This is a genomic window from Rhodococcus sp. KRD197, assembly GCF_017168235.1.
Lineage (GTDB): Bacteria > Actinomycetota > Actinomycetes > Mycobacteriales > Mycobacteriaceae > Rhodococcoides.
Genome location: NZ_JABFAO010000004.1, coordinates 847355 through 871167, shown reverse-complemented (window position 1 = coordinate 871167; position 23813 = coordinate 847355). Strand labels below are relative to the sequence as shown.

20 protein-coding genes are annotated in these 23813 nt (G+C 64.9%); 7 read left to right on the top strand and 13 right to left on the bottom strand.

Annotated features, from left to right (window positions below; all coding sequences use genetic code 11):
- Positions 1-4 precede the first annotated feature (4 nt).
- The 12 genes from murG to J1M86_RS10335 form a co-directional block, all read right to left on the bottom strand.
- Complete coding sequence (gene murG, locus J1M86_RS10385; protein ID WP_269417848.1) at positions 5-1180, bottom strand: undecaprenyldiphospho-muramoylpentapeptide beta-N-acetylglucosaminyltransferase; 1176 nt, start codon at positions 1178-1180, stop codon at positions 5-7.
- Entirely contained in the window at positions 1177-2661 is a 1485-nt protein-coding gene (ftsW, locus tag J1M86_RS26310; protein WP_075840556.1) for a putative lipid II flippase FtsW, read from the bottom strand. Before ftsW ends, murG begins: the two co-directional genes overlap by 4 nt.
- Positions 2658-4133: a UDP-N-acetylmuramoyl-L-alanine--D-glutamate ligase gene (gene murD, locus J1M86_RS10380; protein ID WP_206509725.1), complete on the bottom strand. Its 1476-nt coding sequence runs from the start codon at positions 4131-4133 to the stop codon at positions 2658-2660. Before murD ends, ftsW begins: the two co-directional genes overlap by 4 nt.
- 6 nt (positions 4134-4139) lie before the next feature.
- A complete protein-coding gene (mraY, locus tag J1M86_RS10375; RefSeq protein WP_206509724.1) occupies positions 4140-5219 on the bottom strand; it encodes a phospho-N-acetylmuramoyl-pentapeptide-transferase in 1080 nt (359 codons plus the stop codon).
- Positions 5216-6742, bottom strand: a complete 1527-nt coding sequence (gene murF / locus J1M86_RS10370; protein WP_083668032.1) for a UDP-N-acetylmuramoyl-tripeptide--D-alanyl-D-alanine ligase — start codon at positions 6740-6742, stop codon at positions 5216-5218. The genes mraY and murF overlap by 4 nt, the downstream gene beginning before the upstream one ends.
- Complete coding sequence (locus tag J1M86_RS10365) at positions 6739-8340, bottom strand: UDP-N-acetylmuramoyl-L-alanyl-D-glutamate--2,6-diaminopimelate ligase (RefSeq protein WP_307786592.1); 1602 nt, start codon at positions 8338-8340, stop codon at positions 6739-6741. The genes murF and J1M86_RS10365 overlap by 4 nt, the downstream gene beginning before the upstream one ends.
- 179 nt (positions 8341-8519) lie before the next feature.
- Complete coding sequence (locus J1M86_RS10360; protein WP_307786591.1) at positions 8520-10478, bottom strand: penicillin-binding protein 2; 1959 nt, start codon at positions 10476-10478, stop codon at positions 8520-8522.
- Positions 10475-11242: a hypothetical protein gene (locus tag J1M86_RS10355; protein WP_241259754.1), complete on the bottom strand. Its 768-nt coding sequence runs from the start codon at positions 11240-11242 to the stop codon at positions 10475-10477. Before J1M86_RS10355 ends, J1M86_RS10360 begins: the two co-directional genes overlap by 4 nt.
- Positions 11239-12249, bottom strand: coding sequence for a 16S rRNA (cytosine(1402)-N(4))-methyltransferase RsmH (gene rsmH, locus J1M86_RS10350; protein WP_187346830.1), 1011 nt, complete (start codon positions 12247-12249; stop codon positions 11239-11241). Before rsmH ends, J1M86_RS10355 begins: the two co-directional genes overlap by 4 nt.
- 246 nt (positions 12250-12495) lie before the next feature.
- A complete protein-coding gene (gene mraZ, locus J1M86_RS10345; RefSeq protein ID WP_075840552.1) occupies positions 12496-12927 on the bottom strand; it encodes a division/cell wall cluster transcriptional repressor MraZ in 432 nt (143 codons plus the stop codon).
- A gap of 514 nt (positions 12928-13441) precedes the next feature.
- On the bottom strand, positions 13442-13894 hold the full coding sequence (locus J1M86_RS10340; protein ID WP_206509722.1) for a DUF3040 domain-containing protein: 453 nt from the start codon (positions 13892-13894) through the stop codon (positions 13442-13444).
- Between the two features lie 253 nt (positions 13895-14147).
- Positions 14148-14597, bottom strand: a complete 450-nt coding sequence (locus tag J1M86_RS10335) for an SAV_6107 family HEPN domain-containing protein (RefSeq protein ID WP_075840549.1) — start codon at positions 14595-14597, stop codon at positions 14148-14150.
- Between the two features lie 189 nt (positions 14598-14786).
- Here J1M86_RS10335 and J1M86_RS10330 point away from each other — a divergent pair, with 189 nt between their 5' ends.
- The 5 genes from J1M86_RS10330 (at position 14787) to J1M86_RS10310 (ending at position 19825) form a co-directional block, all read left to right on the top strand.
- The gene (locus J1M86_RS10330) at positions 14787-15380 is read left to right on the top strand and encodes an N-acetyltransferase (protein WP_206509721.1); all 594 of its coding nucleotides are present in this window, start codon (positions 14787-14789) and stop codon (positions 15378-15380) included.
- Between the two features lie 74 nt (positions 15381-15454).
- Positions 15455-17068, top strand: coding sequence for an NAD(P)/FAD-dependent oxidoreductase (locus J1M86_RS10325; protein ID WP_206509720.1), 1614 nt, complete (start codon positions 15455-15457; stop codon positions 17066-17068).
- Positions 17065-17913, top strand: a complete 849-nt coding sequence (locus tag J1M86_RS10320; protein ID WP_075840547.1) for a carotenoid biosynthesis protein — start codon at positions 17065-17067, stop codon at positions 17911-17913. The genes J1M86_RS10325 and J1M86_RS10320 overlap by 4 nt, the downstream gene beginning before the upstream one ends.
- Before the next feature lie 44 nt (positions 17914-17957).
- Positions 17958-18656, top strand: coding sequence for a DUF3153 domain-containing protein (locus tag J1M86_RS10315; protein WP_075840545.1), 699 nt, complete (start codon positions 17958-17960; stop codon positions 18654-18656).
- Positions 18653-19825 carry a glycosyltransferase family 2 protein gene (locus J1M86_RS10310; protein ID WP_307786590.1) on the top strand — a complete coding sequence of 391 codons (1173 nt, stop codon included), beginning with the start codon at positions 18653-18655 and terminating at the stop codon, positions 19823-19825. The genes J1M86_RS10315 and J1M86_RS10310 overlap by 4 nt, the downstream gene beginning before the upstream one ends.
- Before the next feature lie 5 nt (positions 19826-19830).
- Here J1M86_RS10310 and J1M86_RS10305 read toward each other — a convergent pair whose 3' ends face one another.
- Positions 19831-20799, bottom strand: coding sequence for a methylenetetrahydrofolate reductase (locus J1M86_RS10305; protein ID WP_269417853.1), 969 nt, complete (start codon positions 20797-20799; stop codon positions 19831-19833).
- Positions 20800-20987: 188 nt separating this feature from the next.
- Here J1M86_RS10305 and J1M86_RS10300 point away from each other — a divergent pair, with 188 nt between their 5' ends.
- On the top strand, positions 20988-22073 hold the full coding sequence (locus tag J1M86_RS10300) for a polyprenyl synthetase family protein (protein WP_307786589.1): 1086 nt from the start codon (positions 20988-20990) through the stop codon (positions 22071-22073).
- Between the two features lie 38 nt (positions 22074-22111).
- Positions 22112-23677 carry a phytoene desaturase family protein gene (crtI, locus tag J1M86_RS10295; RefSeq protein WP_206509718.1) on the top strand — a complete coding sequence of 522 codons (1566 nt, stop codon included), beginning with the start codon at positions 22112-22114 and terminating at the stop codon, positions 23675-23677.
- Positions 23678-23813: the final 136 nt, after the last annotated feature.

Below are 23813 nucleotides of genomic sequence, written 5' to 3'. Positions count from 1 at the left end.
CTCGTCACTGCGCCAGCGCCTCGCTTCTGTGTCTCGACGCCACATCGAGCACGATGCGCGCGACGGTCGTGGCTGCGTCACGATGACCTGCACTCGATGCTCCAGCGGACATCCGTGTCAGCGCCGCCGAGTCGGTGATCAACTCGACGATCTTCTCCGCCACATAGCGTGAGGTCAACGCGCTGTCCGCCAGAAGTATGCCGCCTCCGGACTCGACGATCGGCCGGGCGTTGAGTTCCTGCTCGCCGTTTCCGTGTGGAAGAGGAACATAGATCGCGGGCAGACCGGTCGCCGAGACCTCGGCGACCGTCATCGCACCCGATCGACAGATCGCCAAGTCTGCGGCGGCGTACGCCAGGTCCATACGAGTCAGGTACGGGACGGCAACGTACCGCGCGGCGGGCCTGCCATCGACAACGGCGGATTCGTTCACCGCGACGTCCACGGTGTTCTTCGGGCCGTGTGCGTGCAGAACGGAGACGCCGGCCTCGGCGAGCTCCGTAGCTGCTCCTGCGACGGCTTCGTTGAGTGACCTCGCACCCTGCGAGCCCCCGAAGACGAGCAGTACCGGTCCGTGAGACGGAAGGCCGAAATGCTCGCGCGCCTGTTCGCGGGTTGCGGCGCGGTCCAGTCCGGTGATGGTGGGGCGCACCGGAATGCCGACGATCTCCGCCTCGTCGGAACCGCGGGCCTTGACCCCGCTACCCGGGACTGCTGCCAGGACGCGCCGAGCCAGCCGCGCGCCGACTTTGTTGGCGATTCCTGCGCTGGCATTCGCCTCGTGGACGACGATGGGAACTGCTCGCCGGCGACCCAGACCGCCGCGTGCAGCCAGATAAGCGGGCAGGGCGACGTAGCCACCGAAACCGACCAGCACATCCGCGTCGGTAGCGTCGAGCACGGCCCTGGTCCGCCGCACGGACCGGACGACCCGAGCGGGCAACCGCAGCAGATCCAGCGTGGGCTTGCGGGGCAGCGGTACCGGAGGTATCAGTTCGAGGCGGTATCCACGAGCAGGGACCAGCGTCGTTTCGAGGCCACGCTGGGTACCGAGTGCGGTGATACGCACGTCGGCATCGAGCGCACGGAGGGCGTCGGCGACAGCCATCGCGGGTTCGATGTGCCCGGCGGTGCCGCCACCTGCCAGGACGACCGACAACGGTTCAGTTGGAGCATTCACCCTCGATATCCTCGCCCATCGGGGTGCCTGCGCCCATTGGCGGGTTGCCCGCGGCCGCGAACACCGGGGTCCGCGCGCCTTCGACCTGGGACGGGCTGACGCTCTCTGCCCGCTCTGCCACCGACTTCGGCCATATCGCGACCACCGCGTGGTCGCGGTGCTGCCTCTCGCGCTTCGGATCGGCGGCGTTCGGCGGCCCCGAGAGCGGGGCGCGTCGAGCGAGAGCGGGCCGCGGCTGCCCGCAGTGGTGAGTAGGAGGCGGGCATCGGCAGGCGTAGCACCCGGTCGAGTCGAGACTGGTGGCCCGCATGCAGCGCCGCGATTGCCTCGGGCTCGTGCCGCGCAGCATTGGCGATCACTCCGAACATGAGCAGTGTGATCGCCGTCGACGATCCACCGTAGGACACCAGCGGGAGCTGCAGTCCGGTGACCGGCAGTAGTCCGACGACATATCCGATGTTGATCATTGCCTGTGCGAAAATCCATGTCGTTGCGCCGGCGGCGAGGAGTCGCAGGAATGGATCGACCGAACGCGCCGCGATACGCAGACCGGTGTAGACGAAGAGGGCGAACAGTCCGAGCACGGCCATACAGCCGATGAAACCGAGTTCCTCGCCGATTATCGCGAAGATGAAGTCGTTGTGCGCGTTGGGTAGATAGCTCCATTTGGCCCGGCTCTGGCCAGGTCCGACGCCGAACAATCCGCCGTCCGCGAGGGAGAACCTGGCCTGATTGGACTGGTATCCAAGTCCCTGTGGATCGTCTCCGGGGTTGAGCCATGCCTTGATTCGGTTCGATCGATACCCGGCGGTGAAGGCCAACACCGTTGCGGCCGCGAGACCACCTCCGACCAGGATGGCGAACAACCGGGCTTGGAGGCCGGCGAACCAAAGCAACGCAACAAGAATGATCCCGATGGCGATCGCGGTGCTCAGGTTGGGCTGCAGGACGATCAGTCCGGCCATGAGCAGTGCGGCCGGGACGAGTGGAATCAGCAGCGACTTCAGACTGGCGTGCTCGCTGCGCCGCGAGGCCAACAGGTGTGCGCCCCATAGGACGAGTGTCACCTTCGCCAGCTCGGAAGGCTGGAACGAGACTCCGGCGACGTTGAACCAGCGACGAGCGCCGTCCGCACCCTCGGAGCCGACGCCAGGAATCAGCACCATCATCAGCATCACGACGGACATGCAGAACAGCGGGAAAGACAGTTTGCGCAGCATGCGAACCGACATCCGCAGCGCGATGTAGAAGCCGACTACGCCGAGACCGACACCGATCAACTGCTGTGTGAAGAGTGAGTACGCGGAGCCGTCCGCCGCGTAGGCCTCCGGGGCCGAGGACGAGAGAACCATGACCAGCCCGAGAATCGTCAGCAAGGCTGCGACGGTCACGATCAGGTGAAACGATGCCAGCGGCCGTTCCAGCCACAGGCCGATTCTGGTGCGCGGCGAAGGTGACTTCCGCTCGCCGGTCCCTTTCACGAGGAGTGCCCGCCGGCGCGCCCGATCTCGGCGCCGTCGAGTGCGAGGACCGCCTCGGCGAAGCTTCGGCCTCGGTGCCCGTAATCGACGAACATGTCCAGGGACGCTGCGGCCGGCGCGAGAAGCACGGTATCTCCCGGCTGTGCGCGAGACGCGGCCTCTCGCACGACGGCTCGCATCACTACATCCGCATCTTCCGCCACATGAGTCACACCCGTATCGTCTCCCGGCGGGAACGTCACGACCGGAACATTCGGCGCGTGTCGCGCCAAAGCCTCCGCGATCTGCGCCCCGTCCCGCCCGATCACCACAGCAGCTACGAGCCGCGGGGCGATCTCGGCGACGAGTTCGTCGACGGACGCGCCCTTCAACAGTCCCCCCGCTATCCAGACGACCCGTTCGTGAGCGAGCAGCGACGACCGCGCCGCATGCGGATTCGTCGCCTTGGAGTCGTCGACGAACGTCACCGCGGCAACCGTTGCGACCACCGCGGCGCGGTGCGGGCCCACGCTGTACGTCCGTAGTCCGGTGGCGACATGCTCGGCGGAGATCCCGATGGAACGGGCGAGTGCGGCAGCGGCGAGCGCGTCCATGAACCCGGCCGGGCCCTGAGGCACGATCTCATCTGTGTGCAGCAGTCGCCGCGCAGCACCGAACGCGTCGTCGATCAGGTATCCGTCGCGTATTCCCAGTTCTTCGCGGTTCGGCTCCGCCAGGCGAAAGCCGACGACCTTATTCGCCGGCGACGTCCTCGCCAACGCGGCTGCTCGCGCATCGTCGAGACCGACAACCGCGACATCCCCGGTCAGCGCGCGAGCTTTCGACAAGGTGTAGCCGTCCATTCCGCCGTGCCAGTCCAGATGATCCTCGGCGATGTTGAGAACGACCCCCGCATCCGGTTTCACCGAAGGCGCCCAGAACAGTTGGAAGGAGGAGAGTTCCACCGCAAGCACCGTCGGGTGCGGCGTGGCGCGCAGTGCGTCCAGGATGGGAAGACCGATGTTGCCGCACGCGGCACTGGGCAGACCTGCGGACGACAGGATCGACGCCAGCATCGATGTCGTCGTTGTCTTTCCGTTGGTTCCGGTCACCACCAACCATTTCGCCGGTGGCCCGTAGATAGCCGCGCGGTCGACCCTCCAGGCCAGCTCGACATCACCCCAGATCGGTATCCCGCGCTGCGCGGCTGCGGCGAGCACGGGCGCGTCAGGCCGAAATCCGGGACTGGTCACCACCAGTGCGATCCGGTCGAGCATCGCTTCGTCGGCGAGGAGCTCATCCTGGCGCACTCCCGCCGCACCGACCGAGCGCGCGGCTTCGATCGCATCCGGGTCGGAGTCGGTGACCACGACCTCGGCGCCGAGCTCGCGCAGCGGCACCACTGCCGCGAGGCCCGATATCCGCCCGCCGGCCACGAGGACGGTCTTACCCTTCAACCAGTCCAGACCCTCGGACACAGCATCTTCGGACACAGCGGCCTAGCCGCCGACCGCGGCGAGATACTCGCTGTAGAACAGCGCGAGACCCACCGCCGACGCGATTGCGGCCAACAACCAGAATCGAATTATCACCGTGGTTTCTGCCCAGCCACCGAGTTCGAAGTGGTGATGGAACGGAGCCATCCGGAAGACACGACGCCTGCTGGTTCGGAATACCGCAACCTGGATCACGACGGAGGCCGCCTCGGCCACGAACAGCGCTGCGATGACAACCATGATGAGCTCGGTCCGGGTCACGATGGACAGACCGGCGATCAACCCACCGAGTGCGAGCGAACCGGTGTCGCCCATGAATATCTTCGCCGGGGCGGCGTTCCACCAGAGGAAGCCGATACAGGCACCGGCCGCTGCAGCACAAATGAGTGCAAGGTCCAACGGATCACGTACGTCGTAGCAACCCGGTCCGGGGTTGGTGGAACATGCCTGCCGGTACTGCCAGAACGTGATGACGGTGTAGGCACCGAGCACCAACGTCATCGAGCCCGCCGCGAGGCCGTCGAGGCCGTCCGTGAGGTTGACCGCATTGGACCAGGCGGTCACCAGGAAGTAGCACCAGATGATGAACACGATGGGACCCAAGCTGATGGTCGCGATATCGCGGACGTAGGAGAGCTGCTGACTGGCCGGGGTGAGTCCGTTCTCACCCTTGAACTGCAGGGCGAGTATTCCGAACAGAACGGCTGCGACGAGTTGCCCGACCAGCTTCGCGGTCTTGTTCAGTCCGAGGTTGCGCTGCTTGCGGATCTTGATGAAATCGTCGAGAAACCCGACGAGCCCCAGCACCGTGGTCAACCCGAGCACGAGGAGAGCCGACGCCGACGGACCGTCCGCGTCGTAGCCGACGCCGATGAGGTGCGAGCCCCAGTAGCCGGCCCACAGGCCGGCGAGTATGGCGACGCCGCCCATGGTCGGGGTGCCGCGTTTCGACTGGTGACTGGCCGGGCCCTCGACTCGGATCTCCTGGCCGAAGCCCTGCTTCGAGAACGCTTTGATCAGCACCGGCGTCAGCAGAATCGCGACTGCGAGCGCAATACCTCCAGCGAAGAGGATCTGTCTCACTGCGATTCCTCCGGTGTCATGATGTCCTTCTCCCCATCCGCAGCGGTGTTCTGTACGAGCGCATCGGCAACCGACCACAGTGCGACCGACTGAGATGCTTTGACCAGCACGATGTCACCGGGCTCCAACTCGGCCGCGAGCACCGCGACTGCTGCTGCGTGGTCCGGGACGAGCATCGACTCCTCACCCCAGGACCCCTCCATCACCGCCCCCTGGTGCATTGCCCGTGTGGGCCTTCCGGACTCCACGATGATCAGCCGACTGACGTCCAGACGCACCGCGAGCCGTCCGATCGCGTCGTGCTCGACCACCGAATCCGGTCCCAGCTCGCCCATCTCGCCCAGCACCGCCCAGGTGCGTCTGGGCGGGCCACCTCCGGACCTCGACATCGACACCAACGCCTTGAGCGCAGCACGCATCGAATCCGGATTGGCATTGTAGGAGTCGTTGACGATGGTGACGCCATCGGCGCGAGTGCGCACATCCATCCGTCGGGCCGAGGCCGCAGCCGAGCCGGCGAGCGCGTCAGCTATCTGGCTGAGTTCGGCGCCGCATTCGAGCGCCACTGCTGCCGCAGCCAGTGCGTTACCGACTTGGTGTTCACCGTGCACAGCCAGCTCTATCTCGGTGCGGCCGACCGGGGTCACCAGGGTGAAACGTGCACGCGCATGGTCGTCCAGCACCACGTTCTCGGCACGAATGTCCGCATCGGCAGAGTGCCCGACGGTCACCACGCGTGCCGAGGTCCGAGATTTCATCTCGAGGACGAGGCGATCATCGGCATTGAGCACCGCTACTCCCCCGTCTGCCGCGCTGGGGAGCGACTCGACCAGCTCACCCTTCGCCAGAGCGATCCGATCTCTCGATCCGAACTCACCGAGGTGAGCCGTACCCACGTTGAGAACGACACCGATGCGGGGCGGGGCCGCGTGCGCCAGCGAGGCCACGTGACCGACACCACGCGCCGACAGCTCGAGAACGAGAAAATCGGACTCCTCGTCCGCGCGCAGCGCGGTCCACGGATGGCCGAGTTCGTTGTTGAACGATCCGGGCGGCGCGACGACTGTGCCCAGCGGGCGAAGGACCGATGCCAGCAGGTCCTTGGTCGAGGTCTTGCCGGATGATCCGGTGACTCCGACGACGGTGAGCCCCGAGGTGGCTGTCAGCTCCGTCACCGAGGCACGGGCCAACGCGCTGAGCGCGGTCAGCACCGCTGCGCCCGACCCGTCGGCGTCGTGTTCGAGAGCCATTGCTCGGCCGTCGTGCGGGATCGGGTCGACCACGATAGTCGGCACACCGAGCGGACGAGCGGCCAACACTGCCACCGCACCCGCATCCACCGCGGCGACCGCATGGTCGTGACCGTCCACGCGAGCGCCGGGCAGCGCGAGAAAGAGGCCCCCGGGAGCGACTCTGCGTGAATCGAATTCGACGGTGCCGTCGACGACGCGGGACGGGTCGTCGACATCGTGGAGCTTCCCGCCGACGATGTCGGCGATCTGCGCGATGGTCATGGCTTTCACGAGGTCGCTCCTGCTTGTTGGCCGATCTTTCGATCGATGGCGTCTGCCAGCACGACACGGTCGTCGAACGGATACTTCACGCCGCCGATCTCCTGCCCTGTCTCGTGCCCTTTACCTGCGACGAGAACGACGTCGCCGTCCTGCGCCCACCGCACGGCCTCGGAAATGGCGTTTCCGCGGCCCTCGACGTTCCTCACTTCTCCGCGATCCTCGGGAGCGAGTGACATGGCGCCGAGCAGTACAGCCTCGCGGATGGCCGCGGGATCCTCCGAACGCGGGTTGTCGTCGGTGATGACCAGCAGATCAGCGCCTCTGGCACCGGCTGCGCCCATCGGCGCTCGTTTCGTGGTGTCGCGGTTTCCCCCGGCTCCGAGCACGACGGCGACTCTGCCGGTGGTCTGCTTGCGCAAGGTTTCGATAACTGCCTCGACGGCGGCGGGTTTGTGGGCGTAGTCGACCACTGCCAGGAAATTCTGGCCCCGGGAGATGCGCTGCACTCGTCCCGGTACGTCGACCTCCTTCATTCCGGGCACCGCCCGTTGAACGTCGACGCCAGCTGAATCGCAGATCGCGGCAGCGAGCACCGCGTTGGCGACGTTGTAGCGTCCCGGCAGCCGTATCGACGCGTGGTGACGGCCTCCGCCGGGGCCGAGCAGGGTGAAGGTCTGGGCGCCGCTGGGATCCGGCGCCCAATCGGCGACGGTCCAGTCGGCACTGCCGGTCACCGACACGGTGATCACGTCGGATCCCCCCGAGGCGGCGACGTCGGCCATGCGGCGGCCCCAGTCGTCATCGACACAGACGCACGCAGACTGGGATCGCACACGCGAATCCGCTGCGAACAGTCGACTCTTGGCGAGGAAGTAGTCCTCGAGGGTGCCGTGAAAGTCGAGATGATCCTGCGAGAGGTTGGTGAAGGCAGCGACCGAAAACACGGTTCCGTCCACTCGTCCGAGTGAGAGTGCGTGACTCGAAACTTCCATCACGACGGTGTCGAGGCCACGTTCGAGCATCAATGCGAACAAGGCGTGTAGCTGCGGCGCTTCCGGTGTTGTCAGGGCGCTGGGTACGCGAGTGCCCGCAATCTTGGTTTCGATCGTGCCGATCAATCCGGTGCGGCGGCCCGCGGCGGTCAAGGCCGCTTCGAGCAGGTACGCCGTCGTCGTCTTGCCCGATGTCCCGGTGATCCCGACCACGGTCATCTTTTCCGAGGGTCGTCCGTAGACGAGTGCCGACATATCGCCGAGCACGGTACGCGGCTGGTCGTGCACGAGCACCGGTACCGGTAGAACGGGGAACTGTCGCTGCAGGATCTCGAGGCCGGCCGAATCGGTGAAGATCGCGACAGCTCCGCGCTCGATCGCGTCACCGGCGAAGGATGCCCCGTGGGCCGTCGATCCGGCCAAGGCAGCGAAAAGATCGCCGTCGAGGATGGATTGGGCGCGCAAGTCCACACCGGTCACCATTCGATGTTGTCCGTCTGCGGCCGGCACGACGGTGGCGTCCGCAGCGGCGGCGATGTCCTCGACAGTGGTGTGCGGGGGGTTCGACGGACGGGACGGGGTCGGAGCAGGCTGTGGCTCGGCTGGCACAGACACTGTGCTCCTTTCTGCTGAACTGCTGGCGCGGGACATTGAGACGGTGGTTGCGCTCGGGCCGAAACGAAAGGTCGAGGAAAGCGACATTTCGAAACCGAGCACGAGGACCGAAGGGTCAGGTTACCGGCGGGTGCCGGTCCCCCAGCCCCCCGACCCACGGGCCGAGAGGTCGATCACGCTCAATCGGCTTGCAGAACCAGCTTCGGACCGGGGTCTGCAGAGAACGGCACGCTGTCGCGTTCGAGCATCCAGCTGGCGATGTTGTGGAACAACGGCGCGGCCGACTGCCCTCCGGAACCATCGGCGCTCCGCGTTGGAGCATCGAGCATGATTCCGATCACGTAGCGCGGATCGTCCGCAGGTGCAATACCAGCGAAGGTGATCCAATAGTCCGAGTTCGAGTAGCAGCCGCAATTGGGATCCACCTGCTGGGCGGTGCCTGTCTTGCCGCTGATCTGGTAGCCCTCGACGCCCGCGGCGACGCCGGTACCCCGCTGGTTGCCGTTGTCGTCCTGGGTGACCGATCGAAACATCTGCCGGACGGTCGACGCAGTCTCCGGACTGACGACATGGACACCCTCAGGCTGTTCGGTCTCTGTCCTGTTTCCGTCCGGGTCGACCGTGGCATCGACGATGCGCGGCGGGATGCGTACTCCGTCGTTGGCAATCGCCTGATACATCGCAGTCATCTGCAGCAGGGTCATCGACAGGCCCTGCCCGATGGGGAGGTTCGCGAACGTGCCACCCGACCACTGATCGCGATTCGGCACGCTTCCCGCGCTCTCTCCGGGTAGGCCGACGTCCGTTCTCTGTCCGAGACCGAAACGAGCCAGCATGTCCGCGAAGCGATCCTCGCCGACGCGCTCGGCAAGCATCAGGGTGCCGACGTTCGAGGACTTACCGAACACGCCGGTCGTGGTGTAGGGCGCGAGGCCGTGCTCCCACGCATCCTTCACCGAGACACCTGACATGAAGATATTGCCGGGAACTTGCAGTACCTCTTCGGGTGTTGTCAGTCCGTACTCGATCGCCGCCGCTGCAGTGATGATCTTGTTGACCGAGCCGGGCTCGAAGGGTGTGGAGACAGCGAGGTTGCCCATCTCTTTGCTTCGGTCGTTGTTTCCGACACCGACACCGGGGTTGAACGTGTTGTCGTTGGACATCGCAAGAACCTCACCGGTTCTCGCATCCTGCACCACTGCCGAAGCGTTCTTTGCTCCCGACAGATCTTTGGCGAGCTGAACTTGCTGCTGCACGTAGTACTGCAGGTCGGCGTCGATGGTCAGTTCGACACCGGAACCATTGACGGCCGTTTGCTTGTCCCGCCAGCTACCTGGGATGACAGCGCCGTCGGACCCGCGATCGTAGGTCTGTGACCCATCGGTTCCGGCCAACGTCGAGTCCAGAGAGTCTTCGAGCCCCAGGAGTCCGTGACCGTCCCAGCCGGTTGCTCCCACCAGATTGGCAGCGAGGGACCCACCGGGGTACTCGCGAATGTCCTGTCGTTCGAGACCGACTTCTTCGAATTCTTCGCTGATCCGCGTAGCGATGGTCGCATCCACTCCGCGCACCAGATAGGTGAAGGTGTCGTCGCTTTCGAGTTTGTCGAGAATGACGTCCTCGGGTGCGAGATCGCCCAGTTCATCGTGTATCCCGGCCGCGATCGCATCGAGTCGGTCTTGCGTGGACGGCTTCGTCGGATCCTTCGCGCGCGCCTCGTCCAGTTCACGGCGAACCCGGACAGGCTGGAAGGTCAGCGCTTTCGCTTCCATCGTGAATGCGATGGGCTTGCCGTTGCGGTCCATGATCGAGCCTCGAGTCGCCGGATCGACGAGCGTCGTTGTTCGTTGCGAGGCCGCCTCGGCGGAGAGTCGGTGCCCGTCGACTCCCATGATCCAAACCAACTGCAGGGCCACCACGGCCAGTACACCGAACATGGCGATACGGCCGAACCCGCTTCGAAAAGCGAAGGACGACGCATCGAAGCGTGTATCGGATCCCGCGCGCGGTCGACCGGCGGGTGCTCCCGGACGTCGAGACGATTCGGCTCGACGACGCGGGACGCCGTATCGCTGATCGTCGGATGCATTCCGCGACAGCGGCTTACGGCGAGGCCTTCCGGTGGACGGCCTGGTCACTGCCGACTACCCGAAGGACTCGCCGACGGGATGCTCATGGGAACCAATTGTTCACCGAGGGCTGCGGTTCCAGCGGCATTCGATGTGTTCGGCGTGGCGCGTGTGACCGGTGGGACCGAACTGGCACGCGGGACGGAGTCGGCTGTTGAGCTTGCGGCACGCGCAGGCAGGGAGTTGCTCGAGCTGCCGGCAGAACCGGATTCGGACGATCCCGTCGACCGATCCGAGTTCGCTGCAGCCACCTCCGACGGGGGATCCAACGGGGCCACGGGCGCGCCCTGCGCAGGCTGTGGCGTACCGATCACCTGGACCGAGCCGTCCTCCGCGACGAGAAGGCGCGCGGTGTCGAGGGCAGGAATCATGCCCTGCTCTGCGGCTTTTCGGGCCAGCTCGGGCGCGGAATCCGCAAGCTCGACGTCCCGCTGCAGCGACGCACGTTCCTGGACGAGACTCTGGTTGTAGGCCTTCGCGTCACTGAGCATGTACGAGTCACCCGCAGAACGGGTCGTGAGCAGAAGGGTCAGACCCAGTCCCAGCGAAAGCAATCCGATGATCAGCGCCACGAAAGGAATTCGGGCAGTGATCGCGGACGCAGTCAGAGATCCACGCTCCGCCGGATTTCCGGCACCCAACCCGCGAGCGCTGGCCCGCTGCTGACGCCTCTCGTATGCGCGGAGAGCCGCTCCGGAACGCCCAGTTTCGGGTTCCGATCCCTTCGACCGTCGCCGACGCTTCGCCGGAGCCGTACCCGCGGTGACAGTCATGCCGATTTCCTCGCAATCCGCTCCGCCGCGCGCAGACGTACTGGCGCCGAACGCGGGTTCTCTTCGATTTCTTGGTCAGAGGCGCGCTCGGCACCTCTGGTGAGCAGACGAAACTCCGGCCCCATACCCGGAAGCTCAACGGGAAGCCCCTCGGGGCTCGTCGATTTGACGCGCGGCGCCAGCTCTCTCTTGACCACGCGATCCTCGAGCGATTGGTACGACATGAACACCACCCGACCCCCGACCGCGAGCGCGTCGAGACCTGCCGGGACTGCCCGCTTCAACGAGTCCAGCTCACCGTTGACCTCTATCCGCAACGCCTGAAACGTTCGTTTGGCGGGATGGCCACCCGTTCGTCGAGTGGCAGCAGGGATCGACGCGTAGAGCAGTTCGACAAGCGCGGCACTGGTGGTGAATGGCTTCGCTTCGCGCTGTCGAACGACCGCGGAGGCTATCCGGCCCGCGAACCGCTCCTCGCCGTAAGTGCTCAGAACGCGCGCGATCTCACCGTGCGAATAAGTATTGAGAACGTCCGCCGCGGTGATACCCACGGTGGGATTCATGCGCATGTCCAGCGGAGCATCCACCGAGTACGCAAATCCGCGTTCGGCTTCGTCGAGTTGCATGGAGGAGACGCCGAGATCGAACAGGATTGCATGCACCGCGTCACGTTCCGGCAACCCGGCCTCTTCCAATGCAGCACCGATTCCGTCGTAGGTGGTGTGCACGAACGTCGTCCGATCGGAGAAACCGGCGAGACGCTTGCTCGCGAGCCGGAGTGCATCCGGATCGCGATCGAGTCCGATCAACCGGAGTGTCGGATAGGTACGAAGGAAATGCTCCGAATGACCGCCGAGACCGAGTGTCGCGTCGATCATGACCGGCGACTCACCTCGCGCCGCAACTGCAGTCAGTGCAGGTCCGAGAAGCTCGTCTGCCCGGCCCAGTCGAACTGGAATATGTTCGGGTTCGAAAGCCTTCGACGTTCCGACTAGCTCGGGAGCGATCTCCGGGTCGGGCGAGTTCGTGTCGCCTTCCACAATGTTTCCTCCCGGTCTTGCTTGTGAACACCCTCGTGCGGTGCTCACATAGATCGATGATGGGGGCGAATGCCGCGAGGTCCCTGTCCGATAGGAACCTGGCGTTGGGGAAGAACGTCAGGGTCCTGATCTGCGAAACCTGGCGTTGGGGAAGAACGTCAGGGTTCTGATCGGGCAGAGGCCTCGCGGCACTCGGCGTGTTGATCCGGGCGGCTACACGATGCCTTCCAGCGATTCGTCGAACGCGTCCGAGAAACTCTGCTCACTCTCGGCCGAGTAGCGAGCCCACGCCTCTTCGTTCCAGACCTCGATGAACTCGATGGATCCGTTCACGACGACGTTGCGCTCGAGGTTTGCGTACTGGCGGTGGTCCGCCCTCAGGGTGATTCGCCCCTGGCCGTCGAGCTTCTGCTCGTCGGTGCCTGCGCCGAGCTGCCGTATGTACGAGCGAGCAACCGGGTTGGAGCGCGAGGCCTCGGTCAGTTTCCGAACCTTTTCCGCGAACGCGTCCTGGGTGTAGATGGCGAGGCTGTGGTCCTGACCTTTACTCACCATCAACCCACCCTCCAGCGCTTCGCGGAACTTCGCCGGCAGCGTCAACCGGCCTTTGTCGTCGAGCTTGGGCGTGTAGGTACCGAGGAACACTCGACACCTCCCACTCTCTTCGCTTCCACCACTTTACCCCACTTTCCCCCACATACAATCCCGCCAGCGCACTTTTCTCGAACTATCATCATAAAACTCCAGGTCGAGCGCGTGGAAGACAGTGGGGAAGAATTCTGCGACATGCGCACCGCCGCGAACCAGCGAAGGACATCGGACCGCAGTCGAGGTGCAAAACCCCAGGTGAAAGCCAGGATCTCACTCGATGCAATTCGGCATGCAAGATCAGTGGGGGGAAGTGGGGATCGGCGGTGCCACCACCGATCGAGTGGGTGAGAGTGGGGAACCTCAGCCGGCACGAGCCCGATCTATGACTTGCAGGAATTCAGCCAGCGCATGCAAAAGCGGCGCCTACCGTGTGGTAGACGCCGCTTCGACAATCAGAATAGTGACGATCAAACTTGTAGTGACGCTCGACCTTTGGGGGACGAGCGCACGTTGTATGTGATGACGAGTGGTGCCGTAGCCCTTCGGACCCCGTCACCGCTCATCGAGTTCACTCCTGTTCGAACCGCCGCCGGAACCGATCTTCCATTCGCGAAGTGAAACTGCCGCCCTTGCGGCCCGGCTTCGACTTTTGTCCCGAACTGCTGCGTTTCCCAGGACCTGCGGCCGCAGTGCCCGAGCTTTCGCCCGACGCCGTGTCCTCCTCGGAGGCAGACGCACCGCCGCGGGGGCCACCGAGCAGATACAGAACCCCGGCGCCGAACATGAACGCGAATCCGACAAGACTGATCACCGGGAACCCGCCGGGCTGGAATGGAATAGCCACACCGGAAACGAGAAGAACAAGCCCCAATACGAACAGCGCGATCGCTTGAAAGCGCCGCTTGCTCGTCGCCGTACGCATACGGCCGCTTCTCACGTGAGAGGCGAACTTGGGATCCTCGGCGTAGAGAGCGCTCTCGATCTGATCGAGCATGCGCTGCTCGTGCTCGGAGAGTGGCACGGTACCTCCCCCTGCACAGATATTGAAAGTCATTTCGGGTGCGAAACGACGGGAAGCTGACCTTGGCGGCTACCTACCGTTGATAATACGAGCAGAATCGCCCGCTTACCACCTACTCGGTCGATGTGTTCCTGAGAATGTTCGAAGAGTCCCTGCGCTGGGGTCCGGACCGCCACCGGATTCGGTCCGCGATCCGGCCCGAGGGCGGCGCTTCGACCACGTTACCGCTCCGTTTTCGGTGCAATGCGCCCTCTCACGCGGTCATCGAGCGCGGATGGGCGCCGACAGGGTCGAGGCGGGAATCCGCCCCGATATATTCCTCGACCACGTGCAGGAACCGCCCTACCTGGCGATAGAAATCGTCAGCCATGTCGAGGTCGATCGACCTCGACAGTCCTGCGAGAACCGCTGCCCGTGTTGCCGAGTAGCCGGAGAAGTACTCCGCCCACGCTTCCAGTTCGGGCGCTGCCTTGGTCAACAACACCCACGCATTCCGCGAACGCGCTCGTGCCGTCGAGATCGGCGCGGCCTCGATCACTGCGGCGGCCCCACGCAACGCAGCGGTGTAGCAGTCGAGAAACTGGTCCGATGCAGTAGCTGCGCCTATCGAACCGGACAAGAACGCATCCGCTCGACCGAGAAGCAGCCTGGCGCGCGGCGACACCGGCGGACGAACTCCGGCGCGGAGACCTTGTGTTGCCATACTCGAACACCTCCCGATCGATTCGCCGTTGTCGACCGCGTTTTCGCCACGCCCGGCCCTCGACGACGCTCTAAGGTCGGAACCCGGCGAACCCTCGCTTCCCTCGAGACTTCGCCGGATCGCCGACATCGAACATCCGTTCGACATATTCAATATAGCTGCGCCCACCGACAAGTAGTCAAGGAAAGGTTGAGAACAGTCGCCACCGAAGCGGAACCGACCCCCCACCTGGTCGACCTGTCAGCCCAGGAAATCCGCCGAAGACTGCCTGAAGCGCTGTCGATCTACGTCGAGGCGATGGGCTACCCGCAGGGCACCGAGTACCACCGCGCGCCGATGTGGTCCGAGCACGTCCTTCGGCCGGGCTGGCGCGGTGTCGGCGCAGTCCTGCCCACACCCGAGAGCCCTCTCGTGGCGATTGCCTACGGATATCGTGGAGCGCCCCACCAATGGTGGAATCAGCAGGTCCGCGACGGCCTGCGTCGTTCGGGAAAAAGCAACGAGTACATCGACGCAGTTCTGTCCGACTACTTCGAGCTCACCGAGTTGCACGTCCGACCGGACGCTCAGGGGCATGGCCTCGGTAGCGCCCTGACGCGCCGACTGCTGGCCGGACGCACGGAAAAAAACGTGCTGCTGTCCACTCCCGAGGTCGCCGGTGAGGACAACCGAGCTTGGCGACTCTACCGTCGGCTCGGTTTCGAGGACGTCCTCCGCGACTTCACGTTCGCCGGTGACCGTCGCCCCTTCGCAGTGCTCGGACGCGTCCTGCCGTTCGAATAGCGCCTGCTGTTCCAACACCGGCGCCCTTCCAACACCACAGCCGACCCGTCGCGGAAGACCTATAGCCTGGAGTGGTGATCGACGCTGTAGTTGTGGGATCTGGCCACAACGCCCTCACCTCGGCCTGCTATCTCGCTGACGCAGGGTTGTCGGTGGAAGTACTGGAAGGGGACACGATCATCGGCGGCGGGGTGTCCTCGGTCGAACGCTTTCCGGGTCACCAGGTGGATCGAGGTTCTTCTGCCCACATCATGATCCGGCACACCGGAGTGATCGAGGAATTGGAATTGGCCGAACACGGATTGCGCTACGTCGAGTGCGATCCGTGGGCGTTCGCACCGGGTGCGCCGGGAACCGACGAACCGCCGCTGGTGTTTCGACGCGATCTGGACGCTACGTGCTCGTCCATAGCGCAGGCGTGCGGGTCGCAGGACGCACGCGCGTACCGAAATTTCGTCGACAAGTGGGGACCGAGAAGCGTCCGAACGATGCGGGCCTTCTCCGGTGCGCCCACCGGCCCCAATCTGCTCCGGTCGTTCTGGGGATTGGATGCCCCGAGCGGTGGTAGCGCACTGTCGCGAGAATTCATCACCAGCGGTGATGCACTGCTGGACGAGACGTTCTCCTCCGAGCGCCTGAAGGCTGCTCTGGCATGGTTCGGGGCGCAGTCCGGTCCCCCGATGTCCGAACCAGGGACCGCACCGATGGTCGGATTCGCCGCTCTCATGCATACGCTGCCGCCGGGGCGGGCCATCGGTGGCAGCGGCGTGCTGACCGATGCTCTCGCCTCCAGACTTCGATCCCGCGGTGGACGCGTCACCGCGGGCGACGCGGTCGAAGCGCTGACCCCGTCGGAACAGGCGTGGACGACACGTACCGCCTCCGGCCGAACCGTGCGCAGCAGGATGGTCGTCGCTGGCTGCCACATCCTGACCACACTGAAACTTCTGGAGGCAGGTGGGCACAACCCACGCCAGATCGACACATGGCGGCGCGGCATTCGGGTCGGGCCCGGCATCGGAATGGCTGTCCGCCTCGCCACCGATGCCCTCCCCCAGTACCCGAATGCACCGTCGACGCTGTCCGCGACGTCCGGCCTGCAACTGCTTGTCCGAGATCGAGCCCAACTGAGGATGGCGCATGCGTGTGCGCTCACCGGCGAGCTACCCACCACGCCGGCTGTCCTAGCCATGTCCTTCACTTCGATCGATCCCAGTGTGGCCCCGGAGGGTGAGCATCAGATCTCGCTGTGGTCGCAGTGGCAGCCACACACTCTGACCGGCAGCCGGCAATGGCGAAGCAGCTCCGACAGGGTGGACCCGACCGATCTGGCCGAAATCGAGGCCGACCGCATCGTCGACCAGGTGGAAGCCGCTGCCCCGGGTTTCCAACGTTCGATTCTGCACCGCCACGTACAGTCACCCGCCGATATCGAACGGGAATTGGGAATGGTCGGAGGCAACATCATGCACGTGGAGATGTCCTTGGACCAGATGATGATGTGGCGCCCCATCCCGCAGTTGTCGCAGCACCGCGTTCCCGGCGCGCCCGGCTTGTACCTCACCGGCGCTTCGACACATCCCGGCGGTGGCGTGATGGCCGCGAGTGGCCGTAACGCCGCGAGGTTGGCTCTCGCCGACGCCGGCGCAGGTCGATTCCGTCGATGGATCGGTGCCCGACGCCGATGAACAAACTAGTGATAGCACTCGCTGCGGGCGCGATCGGAGCACAGATCGTGTATCCGCTCGTGAGCGGAAGTACCCGAGATATGGTCACCGTGGCCGTCGTCGGATTCTTGGCGGCAACTGCCGTCACCCACGCCGTGCTGACCCGGGGACCATGGTGGGCTGCGGTGATGGCCTGCGGCACTGCCGGCCTCGGCCTCGCCTCCGAGATAATCGGTACAGCGACCGGCTTCCCCTTCGGCAGCTACTTCTATTCCACCGGACGCCTCGGACCCGAGGTCTTCGGCATTCCCGCCGTCATTCCGTTTGCCTGGACCGCGGGCTTCTATCCGATCTGGTGCACGGTGACTTTCCTTCTGCAACGCAGACAGAGGTCGCCGATGAACATGTCCGTGCGACGTATTGCCCTCACCGCGGTGTCGATGGTGGGCTGGGACCTGTATCTCGACACGCAGATGGTCACCGACGGCCACTGGACATGGACGACACCCATCCCCGGTTTGCCCGGCATCCCGTCGATACCGATGAGCAACTACCTCGGCTGGTTTCTGGTTTCGCTCCTCATGGCGTCGATCATCGAGGCAGCCACCCGACTGCTGCTGCGAACCCCGATCGAATCCACCGCTACGGAAACCGCCACGCACGCTGGGACCGGATCCGATACCGTCCCCATCGTATTGTTCATGTGGACCTGGCTCGGGTCCGCCTTCGCACACGCCGTCCTCCTCTCCGGCGGAGAGATGCACTACTCGGCCATATACGGGTTTGTCGTGATGGGAGTGGTCGGGATACCTGTCCTGCGTTCGCTGATCGTCGATCGCCGACGCGCCGGCTCAGCCTCTGTCTGAGCGCCACCGACAGCTCTACGCGCACTGTCTGGCACGATGTCGCTGTGCAGTCGACAACCCGTGAAAGCAGGTCCCGCAACCATCGCCGGCTTCTGTCCGCGCTCACCCTGGCGTTGCTCCTCGCTCCCCTGTTGACCGGGTGCCTGCGCGCCCAGGTCTCGATGGGTGTGTCGGCCGACGACCGAGTGTCCGGACAGATAATCGCCGCGACGATTCCCACCTCGGACACCGACACCGGACCCACGCTCACGCCGCCGTCCACTCTCGCGAACAAGATCCGCGTCTCCGAGTATCGGCAGGACGGTTACGTCGGCAGCGAAGCCAGATTCGACGATCTGACGTTCGGCGATGTGCAGACGCTCGGGTCGATGTCCGACCAGGCGGTGGGCAGCTTCCAGTTGATCTTCCAGCGCTCCGGCGACACCGTCAGCCTCGATGGCAATGCCGACCTGCAGTCGGTCCCGACTCAGGGTTCCGATGTTCAATTCACCATCGCTTTTCCTGCACGTATCGGAACGACGAACGGGACTCGTGAAGGCGACAACATCATCACGTGGAAGCTCCCCCCGGGAGAAATCACCGCGATGCGTGCCGAGGTCAACTACCCCGACCCCAATACGCGCAGTTTCGCCGGCTGGGCCGGAATCGTAGGCGGAGTGACCATCGGTGTCGCTGCAATCGTCGGAGCAATGGCGTGGGTCAACCGCAATCCCCCCGTGCGGCGCCGCGACTCGTCTGCGTGAGCGCCACGTCCGATGTCATCCGACGCCTGACAGCAGCGGGCGCAGTACTAGCAGGGGTATCCGCAGCGCTCTCGGTCGTCAATGCGACCACGATGCGCCGACTCACGCCGCCGCGGACGGACGCTCCCGAAAGCGTCGCGATCTGCATCCCGGCCCGGAACGAAAGAGAAAATCTCCCAGCACTTCTGGTCGATCTCAGGGCACAGGCACGGTGCCCCGACCTCGAGGTGTTCGTACTCGACGACGGATCCACCGACGACACCTTCGCACTCGCCGAACGAGCGGTGGCGGCGGATCCTCGATTCGAACTGATCCGTTCGGATACGGACCCACCCCCGGGCTGGACCGGCAAAGCCGCCGCATGCCGAATCCTCGCGGAACGCGCGTTCGACCGTGGCAGCGTCGACTACATCGCATTCGTCGACGCGGACGTCCGTCTCGACAGCCATGCCGTCGCATCCGTAGCCTCGGCCCTTCGGTCCAGCGGAGCCTCGCTGCTATGCCCCTGGCCGCGGCAACTGTCCGGCACGCTTGTCGAATCCCTTGTACAACCGCTCCTGAGCTTTTCCTGGATGTCGACACTTCCGATACGAGCAGCCGACGCGTCGACACGCCCGTCCACTGTGGTGGCGTGCGGTCAGTTCATGATGTTCGACGCGAACGCGTATCGATCGATCGGCGGGCACGTTTCGGTGGCTGGGAGCCCGACCGAGGACCTCGACATCGCTCGCGCGCTCCGGCGACAGGGCCGACGCACAGTTCTCGTTGCCGGTGGAGAATTCGTCCGATGTCGCATGTACGACGGCTGGCCTGCGGTGCGTGACGGGTACACGCGGTGGTTGTGGAACGCGTTCGGGGGTTCTTTCGGGTCTGCTTCGCTTCTCGGCGCGATCAGCGTCATCTATCTCCTGCCGCCGGCAGCCGCACTTTTCGGGTCCGGAGCGACGCGCCGATGGGGGCTGCTCGGATACTGCGCCGCGGTCTCCTCGCGCGTCGCGGCGGGGTACGCGGAATCGGGTGGCTCGACACCCTCGCTGCGGACCGTCGCTCGCGCGACCGCGCACCCGGTGTCCGTGGCGATCTATGGCGCACTCACTATCGAGTCGTTTCGCCGCCACCGCCTGGGCACCACCACGTGGAAGGGCAGACCGCTGACGACAGAAGTCTGAGGGTGTCAGACCCGAGCTTCGCAGACACCGAGATTGGTGAGAACCTCGCGAGTCGCCCGCGCGAAGTTCAGTGTGATGAAGTGCAGCGCCGGAGCACCCTCGGCGATGAGCCGCTCGCCCATCGACGTCGCCAATTCGATACCCACCTCGCGAACAGCCGCGCGATCTTCCTCCGGACCGGTACCCGCTGCGGCCGTGAAACGATCGTCGATCTCGCGGGGTAGAGCAGAACCCGACAGCGCGAGCGCCCGACGAACCGTTCGCAGCGAGGTTATCGGCATGATCTCGGGAATGATCGGCTTCGCTCCCTCCTCGGGATCGCACGCCACCACGCGGTCCCGCAACCTCAGATAGTCGTCCACATCGAAAAACATCTGGGTGATGGAGTATTCGGCGCCCGCGCGCAGCTTGTCGACGAGAACTCTGGTGTCCTGTTCCAGGTCGATCGCGCGGTAGTGCCCCTGGGGGAACGAGGCGACGCCGACATGGAAATCGCCCAGCTCGCGGACCAGACGGACCAATTCCTCGGCGTACTCGACCCCGTCCGGGTGCTTCTCCCAGTGTCCCAGCGGATCACCGGGCGGGTCCCCGCGCAGGACAAGGACGTTGGAGATTCCGCGGTCCGCGTAGGCGCCGACCATCGACCGCAACTCGGCGACGCTATGGGACACCGCGGTCAGGTGCGCCACGGGCAACAGCGTGGTCTCCTCGGCGATCTGCCCGGTGACCCGAACAGTGCGGTCACGGGTCGACCCGCCGGCTCCGTACGTCATGGAGACGAATGCCGGTTGCATCTGTTCGAACTCGCGAACAGCCCGCCACAGCCTGGCCTCCGCGGCCTCGTCTCTGGGCGGTGAGAATTCGACCGAGAATGGGATCTTGGTGGAGTCGGCGTCGCGAAGCCGGTCCACTATCGACGGAGTTCGGGTGAGCCGCGCCGCGCTGGGCCGCCCCCTGACGGCTTCGGATGTCACACCGCAATCATAGTTTCGCACTGTGACACCGTCGACGGCAGCCTCACATGGCCGGGTACATCGTCGGCGTTGGCTAAAGTGGACATGCAGCATCGCTCTCTCGCGTCCGACTGGAGGATCCCCTGTCCGGCAAACTGCCCACGCACCCTGCAACCGCGACCATCGACACCACCGACACCACCGCCGCCGTGCTCGGCGCGGGCACGGCGAAGCCGCGCGAGCTCGTCGAAGCTGCGCTGATCGAATTCTTCGCCTCGAGGACCGAACAGGTAGCTGAGCTCGGCGACCGTTACGTAACGGCCGTTCGCGAACTCACCGAGTTCGTTCTGCGCGGCGGCAAACGAGTGCGTCCCGCGTTCGCCTGGACTGCCTGGCTGGGAGCCGGTGGCGACAGCACCAGCGACGGCGCGGCGTCGATCGTTCGCGCCTGCTCAGCACTCGAACTGGTCCAGGCGTGTGCATTGATCCACGACGACATCATCGACGCCTCGGTGACGCGGCGTGGCTTCCCCACCGTGCACGTCGCGTTCGCCGACCGGCATCGCAGTGCGAACTGGTCCGGCTCCTCCGAACGCTTCGGCGAATCGGCCGCAATCCTGCTCGGCGACCTCGCGTTGTGCTGGGCCGACGACATGCTCAGGGAGTCGGGCATCGACGCCGCGGCGGCCGCACGTGTCTCACCGGTGTGGTCGGCGATGCGAACCGAGGTGCTCGGCGGCCAGTTGCTCGACATCGAAGCAGAGGCAGGACTCGACGAGTCCATCGATGCCGCAATGCGCGTCAATCGGTACAAGACCGCTGCGTACACCGTCGAACGACCACTGCAGATCGGAGCGGTTCTCGCCGATGCCGCGCCGGACCTGACCGCTGCGTATCGATCGTTCGGCACCGACATCGGGCTGGCCTTCCAACTCCGAGACGACCTTCTCGGGGTTTTCGGCGACCCCGGTGTCACCGGAAAGCCGTCGGGCGACGACATCCGCGAGGGCAAGCGCACCGTTCTGATGGCCATGGGGATGAAATTGGCGGACCGCGATTCGCCTGTATCAGCACGAACTCTGCGCTCGACTCTCGGCACGATCGACCTGAGCGAGGACCGAATTGCCGATGTTCGATCCATTCTTTGCGATGTCGGTGCTGTGGCTGACGTAGAGCGCCGCATCGAGGACCTGACCGACCGGGCACTGGAAACACTCGCCGAAAGTGCCACCGAACCCGGCGCAGCGGCGCAACTGCGGGCCATGGCGATCGCGGCCACACAACGTACGTACTAGACCGCTTCTTCCTCGACCACATCTTCCGAAAGGCACACGTGCACTCGATAACCGGCCCCACAGAGTCCGTCGTCGTTGTGGGAGCGGGGCTCGCCGGACTCTCCGCCGCGCTGCATCTCACTGGCGCGGGGAGGCGCGTGACCGTATTGGAACGCGAGAACTTCGTCGGCGGTCGTGTCGGCATCTATCCGGTGTCGGCCGAGGACGGCTCGCGGCTGTACGACATCGACAACGGGGCCAGTGTGCTCACCATGCCCGATCTCATCGAGTCGGCTTTGGCAGCAGTGGGTGAGAACTTCGAGACCGTCACGCCCAGAATCGAACTCACTGCACTCTCGCCGAGTTATCACACCCGATATGCCGACGGGAGTTCCATCGACGTCTACGCCGACCCCGACGAGATGGCCGCGGAGGTCGCCCGCACGTGCGGTGCGGCCGAAGCGGAGGGGTATCGCGCGCTGCGTCGCTGGTTGGCTTCCATTTTCGATGCCGAGTTCGACCGATACATCGACTCGAACTTCGATTCGCCGCTCGACCTCGTGTCCACTCCGTCCGCGTTGCGCGACACGCTGACACTGGCGCGGCTCGGAGGCTTCGGTCGTCTCGGACCCCGAGTGGAGAAGTTCTTGAAGGATGAGCGGCTGCGTCGCGTGTTCACCTTTCAGGCGCTGTATGCCGGTATGGCTCCCGCGAAGGCACTGGCCGTGTACGGCGCTATCGCGCACATGGACACCTCGCTCGGGGTGTATTTCCCAGTGGGAGGTATGGCATCGATCGCCGCGGGCATGGCGGACGCGGTCACCCGCAACGGGGGTTCGGTGATCACCGGCGCCGAGGTCTCGCACATCACGCGCTCGCACGACCGGGTGAGCTCCGTTCGAACCACCGATGGCAGAGACTTCGAGTGCGACGCGCTCGTGTTGACACCGGATCTTCCGGTCGTGGACCAGTTGCTCGACGAGTCAGGTGCGCCGTCGCGTTTTCGACGCCGCGGCTACAGTTCGGTGTCGCCGTCGGCCGTGGTCTTCCACGGCACGGTTCCGACCGAGGTGACAGCGACCTGGCCGGCGCGTTCGCACCACAGCATCGACTTCGGTGCGGAGTGGGCGTCGACATTCGATCGGATCACCGCGCGCCGCGGTCGAGGCTCGCTGATGACGGACCCTTCGTTGTTGATCACCCGCCCCGGCGTGACCGACTCCGCACTGCTCGTCGAACGCGACGGCGAGTTGTGCGAACCGGTCTCGGTTCTCGCACCGTGCCCGAATTTGCGCAGTGCACCGTTGGACTGGAATCGTCTTCAGGGTCCTTACGTAAGAGAACTACAGCGAGAATTGGTACAACGCGGTTACCACGGGGCGACTTCGATGACGATCGACCACATCGACACGCCGCAGACCTGGGCTGATCGGGGAATGGTCGACGGCAGTCCGTTCTCGTCCTCGCACGTCTTCCGGCAAACCGGTCCGTTCCGCAGAAAGAACTTGGTGGCGGGCCTGGCCAACGTGGTGCTCGCGGGTTCCTCGACCACCCCAGGAGTGGGGGTACCGACTGTGCTCGTCTCCGGCAGACTTGCCGCCGAGCGTATAGTCGGCCGATCCTGACGCACAGGAAACGAACCGCCGATGATTGGGAATCTTGCCTCACGCACTAAACTGCGGCCGTGGGTCGGTGGCATCACCCCCTGCTCTGCAAACCGATACCGAGACCGCAAGCAACACTGAAATCGCAGACCGACCT

What these genes read in the sequence shown, in the direction of transcription:
- J1M86_RS10320 (WP_075840547.1), top strand. Translation starts at nt 17,065, where the DNA reads ATGAACAAACTAGTGATAGCACTCGCTGCGGGCGCGATCGGAGCACAG.
- J1M86_RS10335 (WP_075840549.1), bottom strand. Translation starts at nt 14,597, where the DNA reads ATGGCAACACAAGGTCTCCGCGCCGGAGTTCGTCCGCCGGTGTCGCCG.
- J1M86_RS10355 (WP_241259754.1), bottom strand. Translation starts at nt 11,242, where the DNA reads ATGACTGTCACCGCGGGTACGGCTCCGGCGAAGCGTCGGCGACGGTCG.